The organism is Carboxylicivirga linearis (assembly GCF_018271995.1).
In the GTDB taxonomy this organism is placed as follows: domain Bacteria; phylum Bacteroidota; class Bacteroidia; order Bacteroidales; family Marinilabiliaceae; genus Carboxylicivirga; species Carboxylicivirga linearis.
In genome coordinates this window covers 20403-43555 of sequence record NZ_JAGUCO010000025.1, presented here as the reverse complement: position 1 = coordinate 43555, position 23153 = coordinate 20403, and the positions used below count along the sequence as shown (strand labels likewise).

Here is a 23153-nt window from a genome sequence, read left to right as displayed (position 1 = left end):
TTAAACCCAATGATTAAAACAAACTCAGCATATAAAAAACTATTTTTTAAAACAAGTATATTCTTGTTGGCTGCATCTATTCTGTCTGGATGTGAAAAAGAAGAAAATACACCTTCCTATCAACCCGATTTTGAGTATTCTGAACATACAACCTTAGGGAACACGCTTGTATTTGAAAATACATCCGAGGGTGAATATTACTATGTGAGATGGATCTTTGGAAACGGGGAACGTACGGATCGAATGCCTGTATCAGAAGGTCAAAATATGGAGGTGTTCTACCCTGAAAAAGGTGACTATAAAGTTGAGATGACTATTTGGGGTAGTCAGAGTGACTTAGCGGAGAATAAAACAATAAGTAAAACAATTACTATTAATGAAGATGTTTTTACTGCCTCATTTAATGTACAATTAAAACCGGGGGCGGAAAATGTAGCCGTACTCACAAACACAACGGAAGGCTCTTATGATCATGTAAGTTGGAAAGTAGAAGGAGAGGAGATTGCTGATAACGGTGATGAAGTAGAAGTGTATATGCCTTTGGCAGGAAAGTACGGTATATCAATGGAAATAGGACAGGGAGAGTATACCGCTGCCGTGGAACAAAGTTTTACTATTGCGCAGGATGATCCTGAGTACTTTAACCAATTTAAATTGGTTTGGTCCGATGAGTTTGATGGCACATTGGTTGATGATAGTAAATGGGTGCACGAAACAGGAATGCATGGATGGGGTAATAACGAATGGCAAAACTATACATCGGGTGATAATTCAACAGTAGAGAATGGCTTACTATCCATAACTGCAAAATTAATAGGTGAAGGTCAGCAAGTGGGTGATTACACTTCATCAAGAATGAATAGCATCGAAGATTTTACCTATGGAAAATTTGAAATTCGAGCAAAAATGCCGGAAGATAAAGGACCAGGAATATGGCCTGCCATATGGATGCTCGGAAGAAGTATTCAGAATGGTACATCGTGGCCTTTATGTGGTGAGTTAGATATTATGGAGTACGTAAGTTTCGACCCTAACCATGTATCATGTTCTATTCATACCGAAAGCAATAATCATGCAGCGGGTAACCCAATTGGTTCAGGCCATGTTGCTTTGGAAACTGCAGAAGAAGAATTTCATGTATATGGCTTATTATGGACTGAGCGTTGGTTGAAGTTTTATAGAGATGATGTAGATAATGTATTTCTAACTTATAACCGGCCTAACGAATATAACAAGCAAAACTGGCCTTTTGATGATCCGTTTTATATTCTGCTAAACGTAGCTGTGGGCGGAAATTATGGCGGAGTGCAAGGAGTGGATGACAATATCTTTCCTGCCACAATGGAAATAGATTATGTAAGGGTTTATCAATATTCAGAAGAGTAATGCATTAGGTAATTATATCAAACCATTGAATTATGAAAGGGAAAACAATATTTCAGGTTTCAGTATTAGCACTTTTGGTTTTAGTAAGTGTACTGCAGGGATGTAATAATAGTAAAAAATATGAGCTGGTGTGGAGTGATGAATTTGATTACACCGGGCTGCCAGATTCAACAAAGTGGAGCTACGATACCGAAGGTAATGCCTGGGGCTGGGGTAATAATGAGTTGCAGACATATACCAGCCACCTTTCTAAAAATGTAGAGGTAATCAATGGTAAATTATATTTAACTGCCTTAAAGGAAGATAGTTTAAGACAACCATATACTTCAGCTCGCATAATTAGTAAAGGAAAAGGAGACTGGTTATATGGCAGAATTGAGGTAAAAGCAAAAGTGCCGGGAGGCAAAGGAATATGGCCGGCCATTTGGATGCTACCCACCGATTGGGAATACGGAGGGTGGCCCGAAAGTGGTGAGATTGATATAATGGAGCATGTGGGCTATGAGCCTGATTCGGTTTATTTTACTGTGCATACCGAGGCTTATAATCATGGCATAGGAACCCAAAAATCAAAGCCTGTATATGCACCAGATACCGAGCATAACTTTCATTTATACAGCATTGAATGGACCCCCAAGAAAATAGATTTCTTTTTAGACCATGACAAAGTGTTCACTTTTAAAAATGAGGGGAAAACATCGGCTGAATGGCCTTTTGATAAACGCTTTCACTTATTGTTAAATGTAGCTGTAGGAGGTAATTGGGGTGGAAAACATGGAGTGGATAATTCCATTTTTCCATGTAGAATGATTGTTGATTATGTACGTGTTTACCAGAAGAAATAACAAATAGAAATATTTTAGAGTATGACTAAAAGTGTATTATTCGGAGTTTTTACTTTGATGTTATTGGCAGCCTGTCAATCTTCAAACAAGCCAAAAAATGATATGGATAGTAGAGTTGAAGAATTATTAGCACAAATGACCTTGGAAGAGAAGGTGGGGCAGATGAACCAGTATACCGGCTTTTTTGATGTTACAGGCCCGGCTCCATCAGAAGGAGATGCAAAAAATAAGTATAACCATATTAAAAGTGGTTTAGTTGGATCGATGTTAAATGTGCGTGGAGTAGCCGAGGTGCGTAAAATGCAACAACTGGCGGTTGATAGTTCCCGATTGGGCATTCCAATGATATTTGGCTTTGATGTAATACACGGTCATAAAACACTTTCACCTATTCCATTGGCTGAATCTGCCAGCTGGGATTTGGAAGCCATTGAAAAATCAGCCCGAATAGCGGCTGTTGAGGCAGCTGCCGAAGGTTTAAACTGGACCTTTGCGCCGATGGTTGATATCTCGCGCGATCCTCGTTGGGGACGAGTTATGGAAGGTGCAGGAGAAGATACTTATTTAGGAAGTAGAATTGCCGTTGCGCGTGTTAATGGTTTTCAGGGAGATGATTTAAGTGCTGAAAATACAATAGCTGCCTGTGCCAAGCATTTTGCTGCCTATGGTTTTGTTGAAGGTGGTAGGGATTACAACACTGTTGATGTTAGTTCATCTACCTTATACAATGTTATTTTACCTCCTTTCAAAGCGGCGGTGGAAGAAGCGAATGTGAGAACATTTATGAATGCTTTTAATATTGTAAACGGAGTGCCATCTACAGCCAATAATTTTCTTCTTCGCGACATACTGAAAGGCAAATGGGGATTTGATGGTTTTGTTATTTCTGACTGGAGTAGCGGTGCTGAAATGATGGCTCACGGGTATGCTAAAGATTTGGAACATGTAGCAGAATTAGCTGCCAAAGCTGGATCTGATATGGATATGGAATCGTATTCTTTTGTGAAGCATTTAGCTTCGTTGGTTAAATCAGGTAAAGTACAGGAATCGGTGGTTGATGACGCGGTTCGACGTATTTTACGTGTAAAATTTGAATTAGGATTATTTGATGATCCTTATAAATATTGCAACGAAGAGCGTGAGAAGGAGATGATTTATCATCCTGATCATATGGCTGCAGCCTTGGAAATGGCTAAGAAATCAATTGTCCTGCTTAAAAACGAAAATCAGACTTTGCCACTATCAAAAAGTCAAAAGAAAATTGCTGTTATTGGTGATTTGGCTGATGACAAAGATAGTCCACTTGGTAACTGGCGAATGGCAGGAGAGGATAACACTGCCGTATCTGTTTTAGAGGGATTACAAAAATACAATGCTGATGTAACGTTTGCTCAAGGAGTAAAATTGGTAACCGGTCCAACGGCATTTGCTGTTGAATTAGAGGTTAACACAACGGATAAAACCGGCATAAAAGAAGCTGTTCGATTAGCTAAAAAATCGGATGTTGTAGTAATGGTTCTAGGCGAACATGGTTTGCATAGTGGTGAAGGACGATCAAGATCTGATTTGGGACTACCCGGATTGCAGCAAGAAATGCTGGAAGAGGTGTACAAGGTGAATCAAAATATTGTATTGGTTTTGATGAATGGTCGTCCGTTAACAATCAACTGGGCTGATGAGCATGTGCCTGCCATTATAGAGGCATGGCAATTGGGTACTCAGAGCGGAAATGCCATTGCAGAGGTTCTTTTCGGAGACTATAATCCATCAGGTAAATTACCAATGACATTTCCAAAGAATGTAGCCCATATACCGGTATATTACAATCAATTCAATACCGGTCGTCCTGAACGTGAAGGAGGAGCATTATTCTGGCCTCATTACATGGAGGAATCGCATAAACCATTATATTCATTTGGTTATGGCTTAAGCTATTCATCTTTTTCTTATTCCAATTTAAAAGTGAATGTTGCCGGACCTGAGAAGGTTGAAGTAAGTGTAACAGTTATTAACGATAGTGATGTTGATGGCGAAGAAGTGGTGCAATTATATATACACGATAAAGTGGCCAGTATTGTTCGCCCGGTTAAAGAACTAAAAGGATTTGATAAAGTATTAATAAAAGCTGGAGAAAAGGCTGATGTTAATTTCATATTGACGGATAAAGAACTTGGTTTTTATAATGGAGCAGGAGAGTTCTTATTTGAACCCGGTGAGTTTGATGTGATGGTGGGAACCAGCTCTGATAAAGGTTTAAAAACATCCTTTGAATTATAATTATTAGGGAGGGCTATAAAATTCAAATTAGATTAACTGAAAACTGAAGCAATGCAATGGGATTGCGCATTTGAAAAAGTCCTCCCTTTTTTAATTAAATTCTTATGGTATGGGCATCAGTAGTGATTATAATGATTTGAAATTTAACTCTAGAAAGACCGGGAAGCTGAGAACTTGTTCGAAGATCGCCCGGCCGCACTTGAGTTAAATAATAAGAAGCAATAATCACTAGTGTAGCCTTGATTTTCTTTGTTTCGTTTCTTTTATCAAGAAAAGAAATGAAAAGCCTTGCGGCTTAAGCATTGAAAATAGATTAGAATGCTTGAATGGATTAAGTATTCTTTATTGTAATGACAGTGGCTTTACTGTGAGATAGATTTTAGATTTAATTATCAAGGTTTGTTTACCAAAGGGTAGACAAGCCTTTTTTTAGATCTAATATGCCACACGATGCAATCGGCGGCAGCGGTATCTAAAACTAATAGACAAATCCTTACCATATCCTATAAGATTCTCCTCGCTACCGCGCGAATCTTTCGCGTGGTATTTAAATAACCACATCTACAGCTTATTGCGGTATTTTAGTAAATAAAGGTTAACTTTAAAGTACATGTACCTATGATTAGTAATTAAGGTAGGGTAATGAGTCGTAATTATAAATTCCATAATCCGGAAGGAACTTACTTTGTTAGCTTTGCTGTAATAGAGTGGCTGGATGTATTTACATGCAACGATTATAAAGATATTGTAGTTGATAGTTTACGTTATTGCATTAAAGAAAAAGGCATGGAGATTTTTGCATGGAGCATCATGACAAACCATGTGCATCTGATTTTTAGAAGTGTAGGTGGAAGAAAGCCAGAGCAGTTGTTGGGCGATTTAAAAAGATTTACAAGTAAAGCTATTGTAAAAGCCATTGAAGATAATCCAGGTGAAAATAGGAAGAAGTGGTTGTTGGAACAATTTAAAAAAGAAGGTATGAAATCTTCAAACGTGAATGAATATCAATTTTGGCGCCATGATAATAAACCAGTTGAACTATGGAGTAATAAGGTGATTGATGAGAAACTCAATTATATAAATCAAAATCCTGTTTCGGGTGGATTAGTGTTTCGGGCAGAAGATTATTTATATAGCAGTGCCAAAGATTATGCTGGGGAAGAAGGACTTCTAAAAGTTGTTGTGATCAAGTAGTATGCCATACCAAAGATTATATAAGATATGCCACACGATGTAATCGTGCGGCAGCGAGTGAGTGGGTAGACAGGCCTTTTGTATTATGGCTCCGCTGTTTCGAGTATATCTTTTTTAATACTATTCAATATTCTGACTCTGGTATTTTTTAAGCCGTTTTTTTACAGTGGTATTGTTTTTTAAAATAACTACTTTAATAAAATCAGCATAGCTGCCATAGGTTTCTTTATTAGCTAATATCATTGCTTCGAGATAAACAATAAGCTGGCTGTTGACCTGTTTTAATAGTTTCAATTTTAACTGTGTAGTTTTGGGTTCCTTCTCTTCTTTAACTCTTTGTTTCATTAATACTTGTTCGGTTTGTTTAAAATCATCCTGAGCTATTTTTAGTCTTTCGATGTTTTCTAATACTCCCGACAACTCCTCACTAGCTTTGGAGTAGGGATCTTTTTTTAAACGTAAAAGAATGGCTTGTATATAAGTTGATTCGGCACTAAAGTTTTTATTCAATGTTTCCAACCCAAAATGTATAAACAATTGCATGAGCGTTTCAGCGTGGGTTTTGATGGATTGATCGGGATGATAAGTGTAACCCTGAACCAGATAATAAATGGCTCTAAAACGGTAATCTCTTTCCTGATCCTTGTTAGTTAGTTCCGACTTGTATTTTGTTTTATTAGACGCCTGTAGCAGTTGGTTACTGGTTTCTAAAATAGAAGATGATAATTGATTTAAGTATGTATCATTAATGTTATAATCAGATAACTGTTCGCATATTTTAATTGAAAGCGAATAGGCTTCCAGGGCTCGGGTTTGTGATAATATCTTTGGTATCATAGTTCTGTAATTTAGTCCATGCTTTATTCAAATTTCCCTTTGCTTTGAATGATTATAGTAAGCATATTCAATAAATATCTTCATTTTTACAGGTTCACAATCCACATGTATAATTTACTTATAGTCTTTTACTATTATCATCTCAATTATTTAATCATTATACAATTTATATAAATTTAATATAAAGGTAAATAATAATATAGATCGAGTAAAATATAATTTATGTAGGTATATAATTAATACTAGAAAGATAAAATTTTAAAAAGAGGTAAATACATATTAGGTACTTTTATTAATGTTACAATAAAAGTATTTACCCATAGATGATAATAATTATTTATGATAGGTAATTATTTAGGTGCTTTAAGATATGTTTTTATTTTGCTGCTTTATGAGTGCGAATTCTTTTTTTGATTAAAAGCAATTATTCTAAAGTAGTATGACATGAATAAGATTCGTGCAACAGCAAGTGTAGGCAATCTGTTTTTTATGAATCTTAGTTAATGGGTGTAAAATAAAGGTGTGTTTTAATATCTAATTATCAATTATTACCTTCAACACTTAAAATTTAAACCTAATGAGCAAAAAAATTAACAAATCTATAGGAGTGACTGTGCTTTCATTCCTGATAACTTTTTCGGTATGGGCCGAAGGAAAGAAGACGCTTGATTATACCGTTTATGATTCTTGGAAATCAATTGACAGAGGCTATGTAATTTCAAACGATGGTGATTATATATCATATGTGATCTCACCTCAGGAAGGTGATTCATATTTATATATCTACAACCGAACAACCGGGGCTTTGGATTCTATTTCACGTGGTAAAACACCCAGATTCTCATTTTCAAACAGCTTTTTAGCATTTAAAGTAGTGCCGCAGGCCGATACTGTACGGGCCTTAAAACTCGATAAAGCCAAGAAGGATAAATTCCCTAAGGATTCGTTGTTTATACAGTCTTTTTCTTCGAATAAAATAACCAAAGTAGCTAATTTAAAATCGTGGAGTGTACCGCGCGATGGTGGTGACTGGTTAGCCTATATGCTCGAAAAGGAAATTGAAAAACAAGAAGAAGCTAAAGATACAGCACAAGTGCAAACTGAGACTGCAGAGGTGACTGAGGAAATATCAACAACAGAAGAAGGGCAGCAAAAGGAAGAAAAAGAAGAGAAAAAAGATAAGAAGGATAAGAAGAAGTCGTTTAAATCAAAGGGTAAGCCATTGGTGTTTTTCCGTCCGTCAACAGGCGATAGTCTGTATATCGAAAAGGTATCGCACTATGATTTAGCTGATGATGGATCGGGTGCCTACATTGTGCAAAGTGTGGGTGATACAACCGAGGTGTCGAAGGTGCTGCGCTTTAATCCGGTATCATTTACAGTAGATACCATCTTCAAACAGATTGGTAAAATCAATAAGATATCCTCAGACTATAAAGCTTCGCAATGCGCCTTTTTATTTACTGATGATACTACTAAAGTGAAGGTTGATAGATTGTATCATTTCAAAAATAAGATGAAAGAACCGATTATGGTAATGGATACACTTCATGCCTCATTACCTGCAGAGTGGTCGGTGTTATCAAAAGGAAGTCTGAATTTTTCGCGCGATGGAAGTAAGCTGTATTTTGGTGCCGGCAAGCGTCCTCAGGAAGAGCCAAAGGATACCTTAACAGCTGATGAAAAAGTGCATGTCGACATTTGGAACTGGCAGGATAAGGAAATTCAGCCAATGCAAAAGAAGAATGTAAAACGAGATAAAGATCCTGCTTACAAATGTGTCTATCACATAAAATCGGGTAAGATTGTGCCATTGGAATCATCCAAATATAGATCAGTACGGGTACCAGATAAAGGTAATCTGAATATTGGTTTTAGCGCTGTTGATACCCCTTATAAAAGAGCTCAATCGTGGAGTGCTAAATGGTCGAACGATTACTATAAAGTAGATTTAATTACTGGTAAAAAAGAATTGCTTCAGAAAGATGTTAGTGGAAGAACTGCTTTGTCAGAATCTGGTAAATGGGTTGTTTTTTATCAGGCTGCCGACAGTGCTTATTTTTCAATAAATGTGGCTACGGGAAATAAAACCAATATTAGTAAAGGTGCCGGTGTGATGTGGGTTAACGAATTGCACGATACGCCAAGTGATGCAGGTGCCTATGGTATTGTTGAGTTTACTTCTGATGGTAAAAGTATTGTAGTCTACGATCGTTACGACATTTGGCAATTGGATTTGTCAGGTAAAAAGTCTCCGGTTTGTTTGACCAATGGTGAAGGCAGGAAGAATAATACCAGATTCCGATATATTAAACTCGACAGTGAAGAAGATTACATCGATTTAAATACCGAGTGGTTGTTAAAAGCCTTTAATGATGTAAACAAACAAAGCGGTTATTATAAACTGAAGAAAGGAATTTTGCAAAAGGCAATTGAAGGCGATTACAACATCTACAACCCTGTTAAAGCTAAAAATGCCGATGTTTATGTGTGGCGTAAGTCAACCTTTAAGCAGTACCCCGAACTGTTGCTAAGTGATGATTCATTTAAGGGGGAGAAGACAATTTCAAACACCAATCCACAACAAAAAGATTACCGCTGGGGTGATATACAATTGGTTGAATGGGTTGCCTCAGATGGTTTGACACATCAAGGGCTGTTGGTTACTCCGGAGAACATGGATAAGGATAAAAAGTATCCGATGATCTCTTATTTCTATGAGCGATTATCTGATCGTTTGCATAGTTACTATCGTCCTGCACCCAGCCGATCAACCGTTAACTGGTCGTTTTATGCATCCAACGGATATGTGTTGTTTATTCCTGATATCTATTATCGCGATGGCGACCCCGGGTTATGTGCTTATGAGGCAGTGGTAAGTGGTTGTTTGGCCATGGCTGATCGTTTTGATTTTATCGATCGTGAGCATATGGGCATTCAGGGACAAAGTTGGGGTGGATATCAGGTGGCACATCTGGTTACCAGAACCAATCTGTTTAAAGCAGCCATGGCCGGGGCTCCGGTAAGTAATATGACCAGTGCTTATGGCGGTATTCGTTGGGGATCGGGAATGAGCAGAATGTTTCAGTACGAGCATACACAAAGTAGAATAGGTGGTACTCTTTGGGAAAAGACCAATAAGTATATTGAAAATTCACCGGTGTTTTTTGCCCCTCAGGTGGAAACTCCTTTGTTGATAATGCACAACGATAATGATGGTGCTGTGCCCTGGTATCAGGGGATTGAGTATTTTATGGCTTTACGACGGTTGGATAAACCCGCCTGGATGTTGGTGTATAACAACGAAGAACATAACCTGACTCGTCGAGCCAATGAAAAAGACTTAAGTCGGCGAATGATGCAGTTTTTCGATCATTACCTGAAAGATGAACCTGTGCCTGTTTGGATGCATAATGGAATTCCTGCAGTTAAAAAAGGTGATGATTTGGGGTATGATTTAGTTGAATAGATGATTAATTACTAAATATTCAAACGCTGCTAGTTTAAGGCAGCGTTTTTTTGTTTCCAGAAGAAGAGAAATGAGCTTTATTTCAAAAAACGTTCATGTTTAGGATTGGATTTATCAAGCACAGAACAAACAATAACCTGGTTAGGGAATGCCGCTGTAAACTCTTTCTTTAGTACTTTTAAAGGTTCAGCATCCAACGAAAATTTGTTGAGGTAAAAGTAAATTTGTTTCACTATCAACGAATCTTTATTCTGTCTGATAATTGATTTTTCGATGAGGCTACCTTGATTAAACTTAATCTTGTCAAGTATATCTCCAACTAGTTTAGATGAAGGATGGGTATTAACAGCTGAATAGTAGAATACTTTTCCATCCTTACTTTTATACTCCTGATTGTTGGCCCCATAATAATCCTCAAATTGATTGATGTGCATATGGTATTCGGTGTTAAAACCATCTTCGGGATTGTATTCGCTTGATTTTGATAAATCTCTGTTGATTTCCTTAATACGATGTTTGGCAGGGTAGAAGCTTAAAGCATCCACTATAATTGAATCACCCACCTTTAATTCATCAACTATAATTTCATCTTTCTGATCGAAATAGGTAATGCCTTTATGTTGATAGCAATATTTTAAAGAGTGTGTTTTGTAGTTGCCTCCCACTGAAACATGGTCTCCATATACTTTCCCCTGGCAATGATCGTTAAATATTAATACATAATAGATGAGGTATACCAATAGAGCAAGAATTAATAAAACAATGCCAAAAGAGTATTTTCGAAGTAGGTAAGTAAAGTTAGGTTTGTTTTTCATTTTGTTAGGTTTGTTAATTAGCCGGGATCTGCAAATAAAGGAAGTTCATTTATGTTTTCACTTGTAGGTTCGCCATTGTTATGAGCCAATAAAAGACCTTCCTCTATTATCATCTCGCGGTTTTTAATGTCTTTCTCCTGTAGTCCTTTATTGATACCTTCGTTCACCATTCGTCCGGCTTGTAGCGGGAATTCGAAGAGTTGTGGATAGCTGTTTTCTTTATTTGGCTCATCAAAATAAGTTTTACAACTAGGTTCCGACATTGATAGATAAATTCTACAAGCAATAGGACGAGCAGGGTAGATGCTGCATGAACCATTCACCAGCAAAGGACATGGCATTTTGGAAGATAGTAATTCTTTATTATCCATTCTGCCGCGTTTTTGGTAATTGTTAAAAGCATTTTGCAGTATCACTTTTTGATCTTCCTGCTTCATGTTTAACTTCATGAATTCCCATATAAACAATACTTCATGCGAAGTGGTAAAAACAGGTTGATGGCAACACCAGCTGCAGCCTTTTTTGCAATCCATCGGCATGTTTTGTCGTTTGGCTTCATTGCTTAAAGCATCAACTAATCCGTCAATAGCATCTTGTGCCTGGCGCGTGGTATGTAAAATTGATTTCTTATCTGCATGGTCAGCTAATGAGGCATTAACAAGATTAAGGCCATCGTTAAAAAATATTTTTTCGTGCTCCGACATTTGACTTTCTTCCATTCTTAATTTTATTAGCTGTTATGAAATAACTTTTTCTTCCTGCGAATTAACAAACAAAATATCACCCAATTCATCATATCCATTAAAAACTTCGTTCTGAGAGTGTTTTAATTGTTCCTCCCTGAATCCAACAATGGTTAATCCAGCATCAGCCGAGTGTTTATTGATTAATGATTTTACCGAAACGTTTTCTTCTACGGGTAGTATTTCAATATTAGAAAGCGTAATAGGTAACCTTCCATCTTGCACCAGTTCTTGAAGATCTAGTCGGGTTTCTTCCATTTTTTCTTTTGGGCACATACTGTAAATTTTTATATGGCCTTTTTTCCATTCGGGATGTGAAAGAATGATATAACCCAATAAAATCATTAGGTTGGCATTGGTATGATCCGTTGGACGAATCCACACATGAATGCCATTTTTATATTTGATGGTTTTGTTCGATTGAGCAAACACGCAAACATCATAAGCTCCTGCTCGTGTTAGATTAATGTTTTCAATAATGCGATTCAGTTCATCAGCATATTGTTTATCGTATTCAAAAATCACCATGTTATTTTCCATTCCTGATATACTTGGTGACTGAATAGCCTGAGCAATGGCTGTAGTATAGGATGGCGAGATCATAGTGTCAATATATACCGAATGATCCTCATCATCACTTTGAATGTTAATCAGGCGGTTGAGTTCTTCTTTTGCTTCGGTATAGCTTTTTCTGGAAAAGTAACCTTCAATAAAATGAAAATAAGTGCCAAAACCGTGTTTATAAGATATCCAGTTCATCAACCTGAAAATCTTATCTCGTTCAAACGAGTGTGATGAAATACATAAAGCAGCAGGGCGCCATTCATCCTTTTCGTTTTTACCTTTATTGCGTTGCATGTATACCTGAAGCTTTCTGTTTACCTGAAAGATGGCTTCTTTGAAAATGGCCTCAAATCCTTTTCTGTCTTTATGGTAGCTATTGATATAAAGGTATAAAAGTGTGATGAAGATGTAAGCAATAATAGTGTACAATGCATTGATTTGAAACATCATCCATACGGATAAAACAAACCCGGCCAAACTAATGTACCATTTTGATCTGAAGCGTGGACGATAGGAAGGGGCTGATCCAAAATGATTCAGAAAAGAAATCAAACACAATGATCCATAGGTAATCATAAAAAACATGGAGATGATTTCGGCCACAAAATCTACATTTCCAAGACCCACAAATATGAAGGCGATGATTATGGCTATAAAAGACGCATTAACGGGTTCGCGCGAGCTGCCTTTTCCCTTAGCCAAAAAGGCGTTTACTTTAGTGGTAGGAAAGGAGCGGTCGCCCGCAAGGGCCTGTAAGGTTCGTGGTGCTACCAGAATAGACCCTAAAGCGGATGATATGGTTGACGCAGCCAATCCTATAGGAATAAGGATAAATCCACCAATGGCAATGTTTTTCATTACCAATTGTTGAGTTAACAAATCTTCCTGAGGAGAAGAGATGGCCAGCTTGTATACCACGGCACCATAAAAAAGCATGCCGGCCAGAGTGGCAAACATGGTTCCTTTTGGTATGCTCTTACCCGGATTTTTTAAATCGCCACTGAGTCCAACACCTGCCGTCATTCCTGTGAAGGCCGGAAAACAAATGGCAAAAACACTAAAGAAATCTTTACGGTTGAAAAAGCCAATGTTTTGATTGCCAATGATAGCTGCTTCCGTTTCGCTTGGGCTGCCAATAAAGAACGCTGCTAATGAAATAGCCAGTAAAACCACTACAATATAAAGTGCTTTTACACCCATGTTAGCTCCTTTTTTTAAAATCAACCACGACAGCATGGCCATAACCGGTAGGCTAATTGCCTGACGAGGTAATTCCCAACCAAAATTCTGACTCCACCATTCAAATAAAGGTTCAAATGTTTCGGTGAATGCAATTACATAAAAGGCCACACTGATGGCTTGCGACATAAATAAAGCCATGCCTATTGTTGCCCCAATATTTAATCCAAATGAACGCGAAATAATAAAATATTCTCCGCCTCCCTCAACCCTTTGGTTGGTTGCTATTTCACTAATAGCTAAAGCGGTTGGTATGGTTATTAAATGACCTAATATGATGATTAATATTCCTCCAAACAATCCGGTTGTGCCAACTGCATAACCAAAACGAAGAAATAATATAGCACCCAATATGGTGGAAATGGCTGTGAAGAATACGGGAGCAGTTCCAAAACCTTGCTTATTCGACATACTAGAGGTATTAAACAGTTATTGTTGATTAGGCTAAAAGTAACAACTTTCCATGTATTCTTCTACCGTAATATGATGTATCTAACATTTTTTATGAAAAAACAACCGCCTGTTGAGGAGTGAAGTTTGTGTAAGGGATACAGACGGTTGTGGGGATAATGACTTAATTTCTTAGTCTATTAAAATTTAAACCTATTATTGTTTGCTAAAATATATATTATAATTTATAAAATTTAGTGAGAAAGTGTAAAAAAAGGTGAGTGTAATTAAATTCAGCCTAAGTGTATGCTTTAAGCAATTAAGCGTTTATTGCCATCGTTCTGATAGCTTCTGTTATGGACTTAATGTTTCGATGAGATACAGTAAGCCTCTCATTATTGACTAATAAAATCTTTCTTTCTTTTTTGTTGATTTCAGTAATAGCCAGGTGATTAACAATGCAATTTCGATTGATTCGAATAAATGTGGAAGGAAGCAGATTCTCTAATTCTGATAAACTTTTATGGCATATTTTATCACTTTGGCTAAGTACAAACGTAGTTAGCCCTTGTTGATGATGTATGTAGTAAATATCATCAACTGCAAGTTTCAGAATCTTTTGATCACATTCTAATACTATATACTCAGTTGCCATAAAAAAAATATTAGGGTGCACACCTAATGTTAAGCTGCTTTCGTAGGTTAATTGCAAAAACTCAAAAACGTAACACCAAAAAAGAGAAAAAATGTAATATTTTTTTAGTTGGTTCTGTAAAGTGCTTATAAGTAGTGTTTAGAGTGCAAAAAAAAACCGGCAGTAAGCCGGCTTTTAAATTGGGGTTATTCAATTTCTTATTTCTTTTCTAAAGGGTATTCTTTAAAAATGTTACTAATCATTTTCTTGATTTTTGATTGCTTTTTTTGAGTAGATCCTTTAAATGCATCACTTGAAATACCTTGCCATATTAATTGTTTCTTCTCTCTATCAATAACATCAATAATCATGGTTCCATCGGTATAGGTATCATAACTTACTTTGTTAACATTGGTTCCAATTCCCCAACCGTAAGGGTAGTATTCGCTACCCCAGTAAAAATCGTTATTACGCGTAATCAAAGCAGTTTGCTTTTCTTTTGAAATAATCATCACTTTTACAATTATATCCGGTGATAGGTTTTGTTTCAACCCTCTTTCTTTCAATTCTTCTGCTATCACCTTGCCAATGTATTTTTTAGCCTCTGGTTTTATTTTCTCGGATTCAAGTCGTTCCATAATCAAAAAAGATTGATAGCTGGAAAAGTCAACAGTATGATCGGCGTTTGATATTACTTTAGTTGATGAACAGCCCGATAATATGAGAATAGTTGTAAGAGCTAAAAGCAGGTTTTTTAAATTCATAGGAATGGTATTAAAGTTTAATGATACTTAGTTTTAATGTTTTTAAGGAGTAATATTTAGATTTTACTTTTGAATAATTTGTAAGGTTAAATTATAACTTAAAGAATGTTTCAAATACTTTGGTAATATAGCTGTGATCTTTTACTCCTGCAATTTCGCGAACAGAATGCATTGCCAGCATAGGATTGCCAATGTCTACTGTTCTGATGTCCAGCTTTCCAGTTGAAATATTACCAAGAGTAGATCCACCGACCATGTCTGAACGGTTTACAAACTTTTGGTAAGGAATATCAGCCTTCTCGCACAGACTTTCAAATATGGCTGTACTTTCTCCATCGGAAGTATATTTTTGGTTTGCATGTATTTTAATAACAGGTCCGCCATTAATGGTTGGGTGAAGGACGGGGTCGTGCTTTTCAGGATGGTTAGGATGAATAGCGTGTGCCATATCAGCTGAAATCATATAGGAATTAAAGATAGTACGCTGATAGTCTTCTTGTGATTTTCCCAACTTCTCCATTATTCGCTCAATAATGTTGCGTAAAACGGGAGATCCTGCTCCTTGCTTGGTAAGACTTCCAACCTCTTCGTTATCAAAAATACATAAGAAGTGGGTTGATGTTTTACTGGTTCTGCCAGCAATAGCTTTTAATCCCGCATGTACCATAGCTAAATCATCTAATTTTCCGGATGATATAAACTCCTGGTTGGCCCCGATAACACAACCTTTATCATATTCGTAAAGAAATAAATCAAAGTCGAGTATGTCTTCCTGTTTTACTTTTAATTCTTCCGTAATTAGTTTTAACAGGTAATTATCTTTTTCAAAGGTATTAGATACGCTGGCCATTAATGGCAACATATCAACCTGTTTATTTAGTTCTACACCATCGTTAACTGACCGGTTTAAATGTATGGCCATATTAGGAATAACCAATAAAGGTTTTTTGAAAACGATGAGTTTAGATATTGGCTTTAGTATGTTTTTGCTTTTTATCAGTACTCTACCTGCAATGGATAATGGTCTGTCCAACCAGGTGCTAAGTATAGGGCCCCCATATACTTCTGTATTAAGTTTCAGGAGTCTTCCATCAGCCAGCATTTCAGGATCTGGTTTAATTTTAAATCCCGGCGAATCACTGTGTGCACTAACTAATTTTATTCCATTCTCTTCAATGGGCGTTGAACCCAGTTGAAATGCAAATAAAGCAGAGTCGTTTTTGGTGGTATAGTATTTGGCCCCTTTCTTAAGTTTCCAGCTCTCACCCATATTGAGCTCAATAAAACCGGCTTTGTTTAATATGGTTTTTGCCTGTTCTACCACATGAAAGGCGGTTGGACTTTGGTGTATAAAGTCTATTAATTCGTTAGCTAGTTGTAATTCCTGTGACATATCTTAAATTGTATCGTTCTATAAAAAGCGATTTAAATAAAAAGAGTTCAGATATTCAATGAGATTGATCATACACTGTTGAGCATAAAAAAAGCTGCTTCTCATGAAACAGCTTTTAATGCATTCTTAAAATGATAAATCTATGCTAATTTAACATTTACTGCGTTCAATCCTTTGCGGCCTTCCTGAAGTTCGTATTCAACTTCATCGTTTTCTTTAATTTCGTCGATTAGACCAGTTACGTGTACAAAGTACTCTTTGCTTGATTCTGTATCTTTAATAAACCCGTAACCTTTTGACTCATTAAAGAACTTAACAATACCTTTATTCATTATAAAAAAATTTGTTGAGATCGAGGTTCTTAGTTCAATCTCATAACTATAAAAATGTAATTAAAACAAATGTAGAAACTATTTTTATATAACAATAGTTTTTACCCATATTCTAATAAATATTTAACAACATTTTTACAATACTGTTCAAATCTAAAACTAACAATTTATATATGAAGGTATGAAGCTGGTTGTTAAAAACTCCTTGGAAGAACTTTCCGTATTTTCAATCAGGAAGTGTTATCTTCGCTAGCCACAGATAAGTTTTACAGGAAGTATATATAGGTTAACGTTTTAGTATTCATTTAAATGATAGTTTGTGTAGCAGAGAAACCGAGCGTAGCTTTTGAAATAGCCCAGATTGTTGGGGCCAAATCAAAGCGTGATGGTTACTATGAAGGTAACAACTATCAGGTTACCTGGACATTTGGTCATCTGTGTACCCTTAAAGAACCGCACGATTACTTACCCGCTTGGAAAAGATGGACAATAGGTTCTTTGCCAATGATTCCTTCGCGTTTTGGAATAAAATTAATTGATGACAAAGGGATTGAAAAACAGTTTAATACCATAAGAAAGCTGGTGGGAACTGCCACTGAGATTGTAAACTGTGGTGATGCCGGTCAGGAAGGAGAATTAATTCAGCAATGGGTTTTACTGAAGGCCGGAGCTAAATGTCCGATCAAACGTTTATGGATATCATCCTTAACAGAAGAAGCCATTCGTGAGGGATTTGAGAAGTTAAGAACGAACGAAGAGTTTAAAAACTTATATGCAGCAGGTAGTTCAAGGGCTATAGGCGATTGGCTTCTGGGCATGAATGCAACCCGTTTGTATACATTAAAATACGGCCAGCAAGGGCAGGTACTTTCCATAGGTAGAGTGCAAACACCTACTTTGGCCTTGATTGTAGAACGCCAGAAATCGATAGATGATTTTAAGCCTGAGCCTTATTGGGAACTAAAGACCAAATACAAAGAAGTATTGTTTTCGGCTACCAAAGGGCGCTTTATGAAAAAGGAGGAAGGGGAATCTTTTATGGAAAAAATAAAAGATTCGGAGTTTGTAATAAAAGATTTCTCCCGAAAGAAAGGAAAGGAGGCACCACCGCGTTTGTTCGACCTTACTTCATTGCAGGTTGAGTGCAATAAAAAGTTTGGTTTTTCCGCTGATGAGACATTAAAAATAATACAGTCGTTATACGAAAAAAAGGTAACTACTTATCCAAGGGTGGATACTACCTTTTTGAGTAATGACATATATCCAAAAGTACCCAATATTTTAAAGGGACTTAAAGATCATCATCGTTTAACCGAATCGCTTTTAAAGAGTAAGCTGAAGAAGTCAAAGAAAGTCTTTGATGATAAGAAAGTAACAGATCACCACGCCATTATACCAACGGGTGTATATGCCAATGCTTTAAGCAGAGATGAGAAACTGGTGTATGAATTAGTGACCCGACGGTTTATTGCTGCTTTTTATCCGGATGCTACCATTTCTAATACAGTTGTGATGGGTAACGCAGGCGGTGTGGAATTTAAAGCTACCGGTAAACAATTATTAGAGCCTGGTTGGCGCGTTGTTTTTATGGATAATAAAGAAAGCGAGAAAAAGGATGCTGAAATAATGCCTGAGTTCACAGTTGGTGAATCTGGACCACATGAGCCAGAGCTTTTGGAGAAAGAAACACAGCCGCCTAAACCTTATACCGAGGCAACTTTATTGCGCGCCATGGAAACAGCTGGTAAGCAGGTGGATGATGAGGAGCTGCGTGATGCCATGAAAGAGAATGGCATTGGACGTCCATCAACGCGGGCAGCTATTATTGAAACTTTGTTTCGAAGAAAATATATTTCTAAAGTCAGAAAAAATCTTCATCCAACAATAACCGGAACTCAGTTGATTGATACTATTAGAAACGACCTATTAAAGTCGGCAGAGCTTACTGGTATTTGGGAGAAGAAACTACGTGAAATAGAAAAAGGAGAGTATGATGCCGGTGAGTTTATGAATGAACTCAAACAAATGGTGTCCGACATAGTATTTCATGTTAAGCACGACAGAAGTGCCCGAAAGTTGGCTGTGGTTGATGAAGAAAAAGTTGCAGAAGATAAAAAGAAGTCTAAACCAGCCTCAACCAAAAAAGAAAAGGAGCTTGTTTGTCCGGTTTGTAAAGAAGGTAAAATGTTAAAAGGACATGCTGCCTGGGGATGCTCAAGGTTTAAAGAAGGATGTAAAACCGTTATCACATTTGAGAATTTTGGAAAGAAGCTAACCGACAAACAAATTGAGCAACTCATTCTGAAAGGAAAAACCAACCTGATTAAAGGTTTTACCATTGATGGCAATAAAATAGACGGTAAGCTTGTATTAAAATCCGATGCTACCGTTGAAATAGAAAAGGAGGAAGCATCTGAATGGATTTGTCCTTCTTGTGGAAAAGGAACTATTATTAAAGGAAAATCGGCCTATGGGTGCGATAATTTCAGAAATGGGTGCCGCGTTAGAATACCTTTTGAGATAGGAGGTAAGAAACTAACCGATAAGCAAGTAGAAGCAATAGTGTTGAAGGGTAAGTCGCCTCTAATAAAAGGGGTTGTAGAGGAAGGAGCAAGCGAAAAACACGATGGTTATTTGATGTTGGAATCAGGAGCTGTTATTTTTAAGGCAAAGTAATATACAAGGACTTTGCCGGGTGAGGTGCTTTTCTTACTTTTGAAAGCTTGATTAACTGGAGTGATTTTTGTGAAATAGATTTAAACGATCAACGTTTATACTATTGAGTTCATAAAAATGCTTTTGAAAAAATGAACATGAAACGAATCAATTATATTGTTTTAAAATTATCAATTGCAATGTTATTTGTTGTATTTACTGCTCAGGCGCAGCAATACGACGGTATGGAAAAAATTGTTATTGATGGTGAAGTATATTACCTCTATAAAGTTAAAAAGTCGGAGGGGCTTTACAGAATCAGTGTTAACTATGGTGTATCACAGAAAGAATTATTAGAGGCTAATCCGGATGCTGCTTTTGGACTAAAAGAAGGACAATTACTGAAGATTCCTGTTATTTCAGGCCGAAATAGTACGAAGCAAGAAATTCAATCTACTTCGTACATCTATCATACGGTGGAACAAGGACAAACTGTATATTTTATCTCCAAAAAATACGATGTTCCTCTTAAGGTGATATATGATAATAATCCGGGCAGTGATCAGACTTTAATAAAAGGAACCATCATAAAGATTCCGAAAGAATTACCAAAAGAGCAAGTTACAGAGGAGAACGAAAATGAGAATTACATTATTCATATCGTTCAGCCAAAGGAAACCATGTATGCTCTTTCGAAAACGTATAATGTTTCTATTCCTAAGATAATTGAAAGTAATCCGGCTTTAAAATCAGGAATTCTGGAGATAGGAAGTTCTATTCGTATCCCACAAGAAGCGAAAGAAGTTGCAGTTGTAAAAAATGAAAAGCAAGAGCTGGAAGATGATATGTATATATATCACAGCATTGAAGAAGGAGAAACTTTATATAGCATTGCTCAACATTACAATGCAAAACCCAATGATGTTGTTGAAGCCAACCCTTCGGCTGATGCCAGTGATTTGAAATTAGGTTATTTGGTAAGAGTACCTAAGGCTTCAATAAAGGCTTCTAAGGAAGAGGTTGAAAAGGGTGATAACCTGTTTATTTATCACAAGGTAAAACGAAAGGAGACCTTATTTGCCATATCTAGGAAATACAATGTTGATGTGGAAATTATTAAATCGGTAAATTCCGATAAGGATCTTACGCGTTTACGAAAAGGTGATAAAATTAAAGTGCCTAATCGTTATTGGTTTAAAGCCATTCACGAGAAAGAAGAAGAGTTGGCTGAAGATGCAGCAAAGGAAAGAGAAGAGGTGATGGATTTGACCGAATTGGATTGTAATTCGTATGATTATTATCTTGAAAAACAAACATTAAAAGTAGCTATTATGCTTCCTTTTAATGTGGAAGCTACCTTAAAGGCTAATATTATTGAGGAAGAGGATGATGAGGGTGAAATAACTGAGCGCGAGAGAGAAGAGAAGGTTGTTTCAAGGTATTCGAAAGTTTTTGTTGAGTTTTACCAGGGGGCACTGCTGGGACTGGAGAAATTGAAAGAGCAGGGTGTAAATGTGGAGATGTTTGTTTATGATACGGCGCCAGATTCTAATAAAGTTAAATCGATTTTAAGCAATGCGGAAATGCCGTATATGAATTTGATTATTGGACCGGCCTATCCGCAACATCTTTCATTTGTATCGGATTTTTCAAAAGAGCACTCTATTCCGATGGTGTATCCATTCTCAACCATAAATCATGAGCTGACCGACAATATTCATATGTTCCAGGCTATGCCAATCGATACTTTACTCTTTGATAAAATGGCTGATAAAATGCTTGAATCGTCCGTTGGAAAGCGTATTGTGATTATCAGAACGGAAGATGCAAAGTCAGAGTTTGAAAACAAATTCAGTGAATTAATCAGGAATAAAGTTTATTGGGAGAGTTTTAAAGAAGGAGTAGTTCCGGATTTTGTTGAATACAAATTTAAACAGGATGATTTAGCCAGCCTTGAAAAAATGTTTGCTAAAGATAAGGCCAATACGGTGATTGTTCCATCCATTGAAGAAGCTCAGGTAAACAGAATTATTACAACCATAAAGGGGGCGCAAAGCAAAACAAAAGCGGATGTTACATTATGGGGATTGCCTGAATGGTTAAAATACCAAACTATCAATCCTGAGGATATTCATTCGTTAAAAGGGCATATGTTCAGTTATTACTCTGTTGATTATGAGAATAAGGAAAGTAGTGAATTGATTAGTGAATATAGAAAATGGTTCCGCACCGAGCCTATGGCTATTTCACCTTATTTCCAGAATGCTAATGTTACATCAAATATTAGTCGATATAGCCTTTGGGGATTTGACATTACCTATTACTTTTTAAGTGCCTTAAAAGAGTATGGTAAAAACTTCGAGTATTGTATATCTAAACATCATCCATATGCAGTTCAGTCACCTTTAAATTTTGAACGAACTTCTAATTGGGGTGGGTATTACAATAGTGGATTATATCTGTTAAAATTTGATCCGGACTATAGCCTGAAAGTCGAACAAGTAAATAAATAAGATATACGAAAAAAGTCCTCTTTCGAGGACTTTCTCATTAAAACCAAGTTATTAGGAAAGGGACATTAGAAGTGTTCCTTTCTTTGTTTAAGCCAATATTTTATGTATTTATCCTGCGATATTAATCCAATCGGTCCTTCGTAAATTCCACCTGTTAAACGATCATCATAAACCCGTACAGCAATAGTTATTTGCTTGCTTTTCTCCAGAATTTCCAATGGAATATAATACCCTCTGAGTTTATTGTAAGCATCATCAAAGGTTCCAAAGTTATAAGGCTCAACTTTTCCGGTATTGCCGATTAAAACACCATTCACATAAACTTCATCCACATCATCTATTTTACCAAGTAATAGAACAGGAGAGTCACTGGTTAAATAATCAGGTACGGTTATTGTTTTTCGGTACCAGGCTATGCCATCGTATTGATCATAGCCTTGATCTTCCCAGGGAGAGGGAACATAAATGATATCCCAATTAGATTCATCCAGATTTATGTCGCTGTAATTCCGCTGGTCACCTACTTTAAATTTCCAGTTGCCTGAAAGGTTTACATCTGGTATTAATGGATATTTATTTTCCCAGATTCCAATTTTTCCGGAAACGATCCCACCTTCGCTTTGTGTATCGTAAATTCTAATGGCAAGTATGTTTTCTGATCCAAAAATAAGATCCTCTCTTTTTAAAAGATATAAACGGTGGGCATTATAGGCAGTTTTAAATTGAGGAGGAAAAGAACCACTTTTCCCGATTAATTTACCATTTAAAAAACACTCATCTACATCATCTATATACCCTAAATCAAGCCAAAGTTCTTTATCAGTGGCATCGGCCGGTAGGGTAAAAGAGGTTCGGTACCAGGCATATCCATCGTAACCGTTAAAACCTTGTTGTTCCCAGGGGCTAGGTACATAAATACTTTCCCAGTGAGAGTCATCATAATCATAACTCATCCACTCCGGTTTGTCACCTATACTGAATTTCCATGCGCCTCTTAAGGGTTCGTAAATTGTTAAATCTCTTTTTTGAGCTGTCATTATATTGGCAGATCCAATTAATATGAGGCTTATATATATTATTAGTTGTTTCATTTTATGGTAATT

The 23153-nt window shown here is 36.7% G+C and carries 16 protein-coding genes; 7 read left to right on the top strand and 9 right to left on the bottom strand.

Annotated features, from left to right (window positions below; all coding sequences use genetic code 11):
- Window positions 1-9: 9 nt before the first annotated feature.
- The 4 genes from KEM10_RS20000 (at window position 10) to KEM10_RS19985 (ending at window position 5702) form a co-directional block, all read left to right on the top strand.
- Entirely contained in the window at window positions 10-1386 is a 1377-nt protein-coding gene (locus KEM10_RS20000; RefSeq protein WP_212218706.1) for a glycoside hydrolase family 16 protein, read from the top strand.
- 32 nt (window positions 1387-1418) lie between these two features.
- Complete coding sequence (locus KEM10_RS19995) at window positions 1419-2231, top strand: glycoside hydrolase family 16 protein (protein ID WP_212218704.1); 813 nt, start codon at window positions 1419-1421, stop codon at window positions 2229-2231.
- Between the two features lie 21 nt (window positions 2232-2252).
- On the top strand, window positions 2253-4508 hold the full coding sequence (gene bglX / locus KEM10_RS19990; protein ID WP_212218700.1) for a beta-glucosidase BglX: 2256 nt from the start codon (window positions 2253-2255) through the stop codon (window positions 4506-4508).
- A gap of 642 nt (window positions 4509-5150) precedes the next feature.
- Window positions 5151-5702 (top strand): transposase, encoded by a 552-nt coding sequence (locus tag KEM10_RS19985; protein ID WP_212218698.1) that lies wholly within the window; start codon window positions 5151-5153, stop codon window positions 5700-5702.
- 120 nt (window positions 5703-5822) lie between these two features.
- Here the strand turns inward: KEM10_RS19985 and KEM10_RS19980 are convergent, their stop codons facing one another.
- A complete protein-coding gene (locus KEM10_RS19980; RefSeq protein WP_212218696.1) occupies window positions 5823-6539 on the bottom strand; it encodes a DUF6261 family protein in 717 nt (238 codons plus the stop codon).
- 577 nt (window positions 6540-7116) lie between these two features.
- Between KEM10_RS19980 and KEM10_RS19975 the strand changes: the two genes are divergently transcribed.
- Complete coding sequence (locus KEM10_RS19975) at window positions 7117-10008, top strand: S9 family peptidase (protein WP_212218692.1); 2892 nt, start codon at window positions 7117-7119, stop codon at window positions 10006-10008.
- A gap of 77 nt (window positions 10009-10085) precedes the next feature.
- Here the strand turns inward: KEM10_RS19975 and KEM10_RS19970 are convergent, their stop codons facing one another.
- From KEM10_RS19970 to KEM10_RS19940, 7 genes are all read right to left on the bottom strand, one after another.
- A complete protein-coding gene (locus KEM10_RS19970) occupies window positions 10086-10823 on the bottom strand; it encodes a hypothetical protein (RefSeq protein ID WP_212218689.1) in 738 nt (245 codons plus the stop codon).
- A 17-nt stretch (window positions 10824-10840) separates the two neighbouring features.
- A complete protein-coding gene (locus KEM10_RS19965) occupies window positions 10841-11542 on the bottom strand; it encodes a YkgJ family cysteine cluster protein (protein WP_212218686.1) in 702 nt (233 codons plus the stop codon).
- 18 nt (window positions 11543-11560) lie between these two features.
- Window positions 11561-13780, bottom strand: coding sequence for an APC family permease (locus tag KEM10_RS19960; RefSeq protein ID WP_212218683.1), 2220 nt, complete (start codon window positions 13778-13780; stop codon window positions 11561-11563).
- A gap of 298 nt (window positions 13781-14078) precedes the next feature.
- Window positions 14079-14414: a LytR/AlgR family response regulator transcription factor gene (locus KEM10_RS19955; protein ID WP_212218680.1), complete on the bottom strand. Its 336-nt coding sequence runs from the start codon at window positions 14412-14414 to the stop codon at window positions 14079-14081.
- 197 nt (window positions 14415-14611) lie between these two features.
- Window positions 14612-15157 (bottom strand): DUF4136 domain-containing protein, encoded by a 546-nt coding sequence (locus tag KEM10_RS19950; protein ID WP_212218677.1) that lies wholly within the window; start codon window positions 15155-15157, stop codon window positions 14612-14614.
- Window positions 15158-15248: 91 nt separating this feature from the next.
- Entirely contained in the window at window positions 15249-16550 is a 1302-nt protein-coding gene (locus tag KEM10_RS19945; protein WP_212218674.1) for a M18 family aminopeptidase, read from the bottom strand.
- A 140-nt stretch (window positions 16551-16690) separates the two neighbouring features.
- Entirely contained in the window at window positions 16691-16882 is a 192-nt protein-coding gene (locus KEM10_RS19940) for a cold-shock protein (RefSeq protein WP_212218671.1), read from the bottom strand.
- A 309-nt stretch (window positions 16883-17191) separates the two neighbouring features.
- On the opposite strand from KEM10_RS19940, the gene KEM10_RS19935 reads away from it, so the two are divergent.
- Window positions 17192-19558: a type IA DNA topoisomerase gene (locus tag KEM10_RS19935; protein WP_212218668.1), complete on the top strand. Its 2367-nt coding sequence runs from the start codon at window positions 17192-17194 to the stop codon at window positions 19556-19558.
- A 137-nt stretch (window positions 19559-19695) separates the two neighbouring features.
- Complete coding sequence (locus KEM10_RS19930) at window positions 19696-22050, top strand: PBP1 and LysM peptidoglycan-binding domain-containing protein (RefSeq protein ID WP_212218665.1); 2355 nt, start codon at window positions 19696-19698, stop codon at window positions 22048-22050.
- Between the two features lie 65 nt (window positions 22051-22115).
- On the opposite strand, the gene KEM10_RS19925 is transcribed toward KEM10_RS19930, so the two are convergent.
- Window positions 22116-23141 (bottom strand): glycoside hydrolase, encoded by a 1026-nt coding sequence (locus tag KEM10_RS19925; RefSeq protein ID WP_212218662.1) that lies wholly within the window; start codon window positions 23139-23141, stop codon window positions 22116-22118.
- Window positions 23142-23153: the final 12 nt, after the last annotated feature.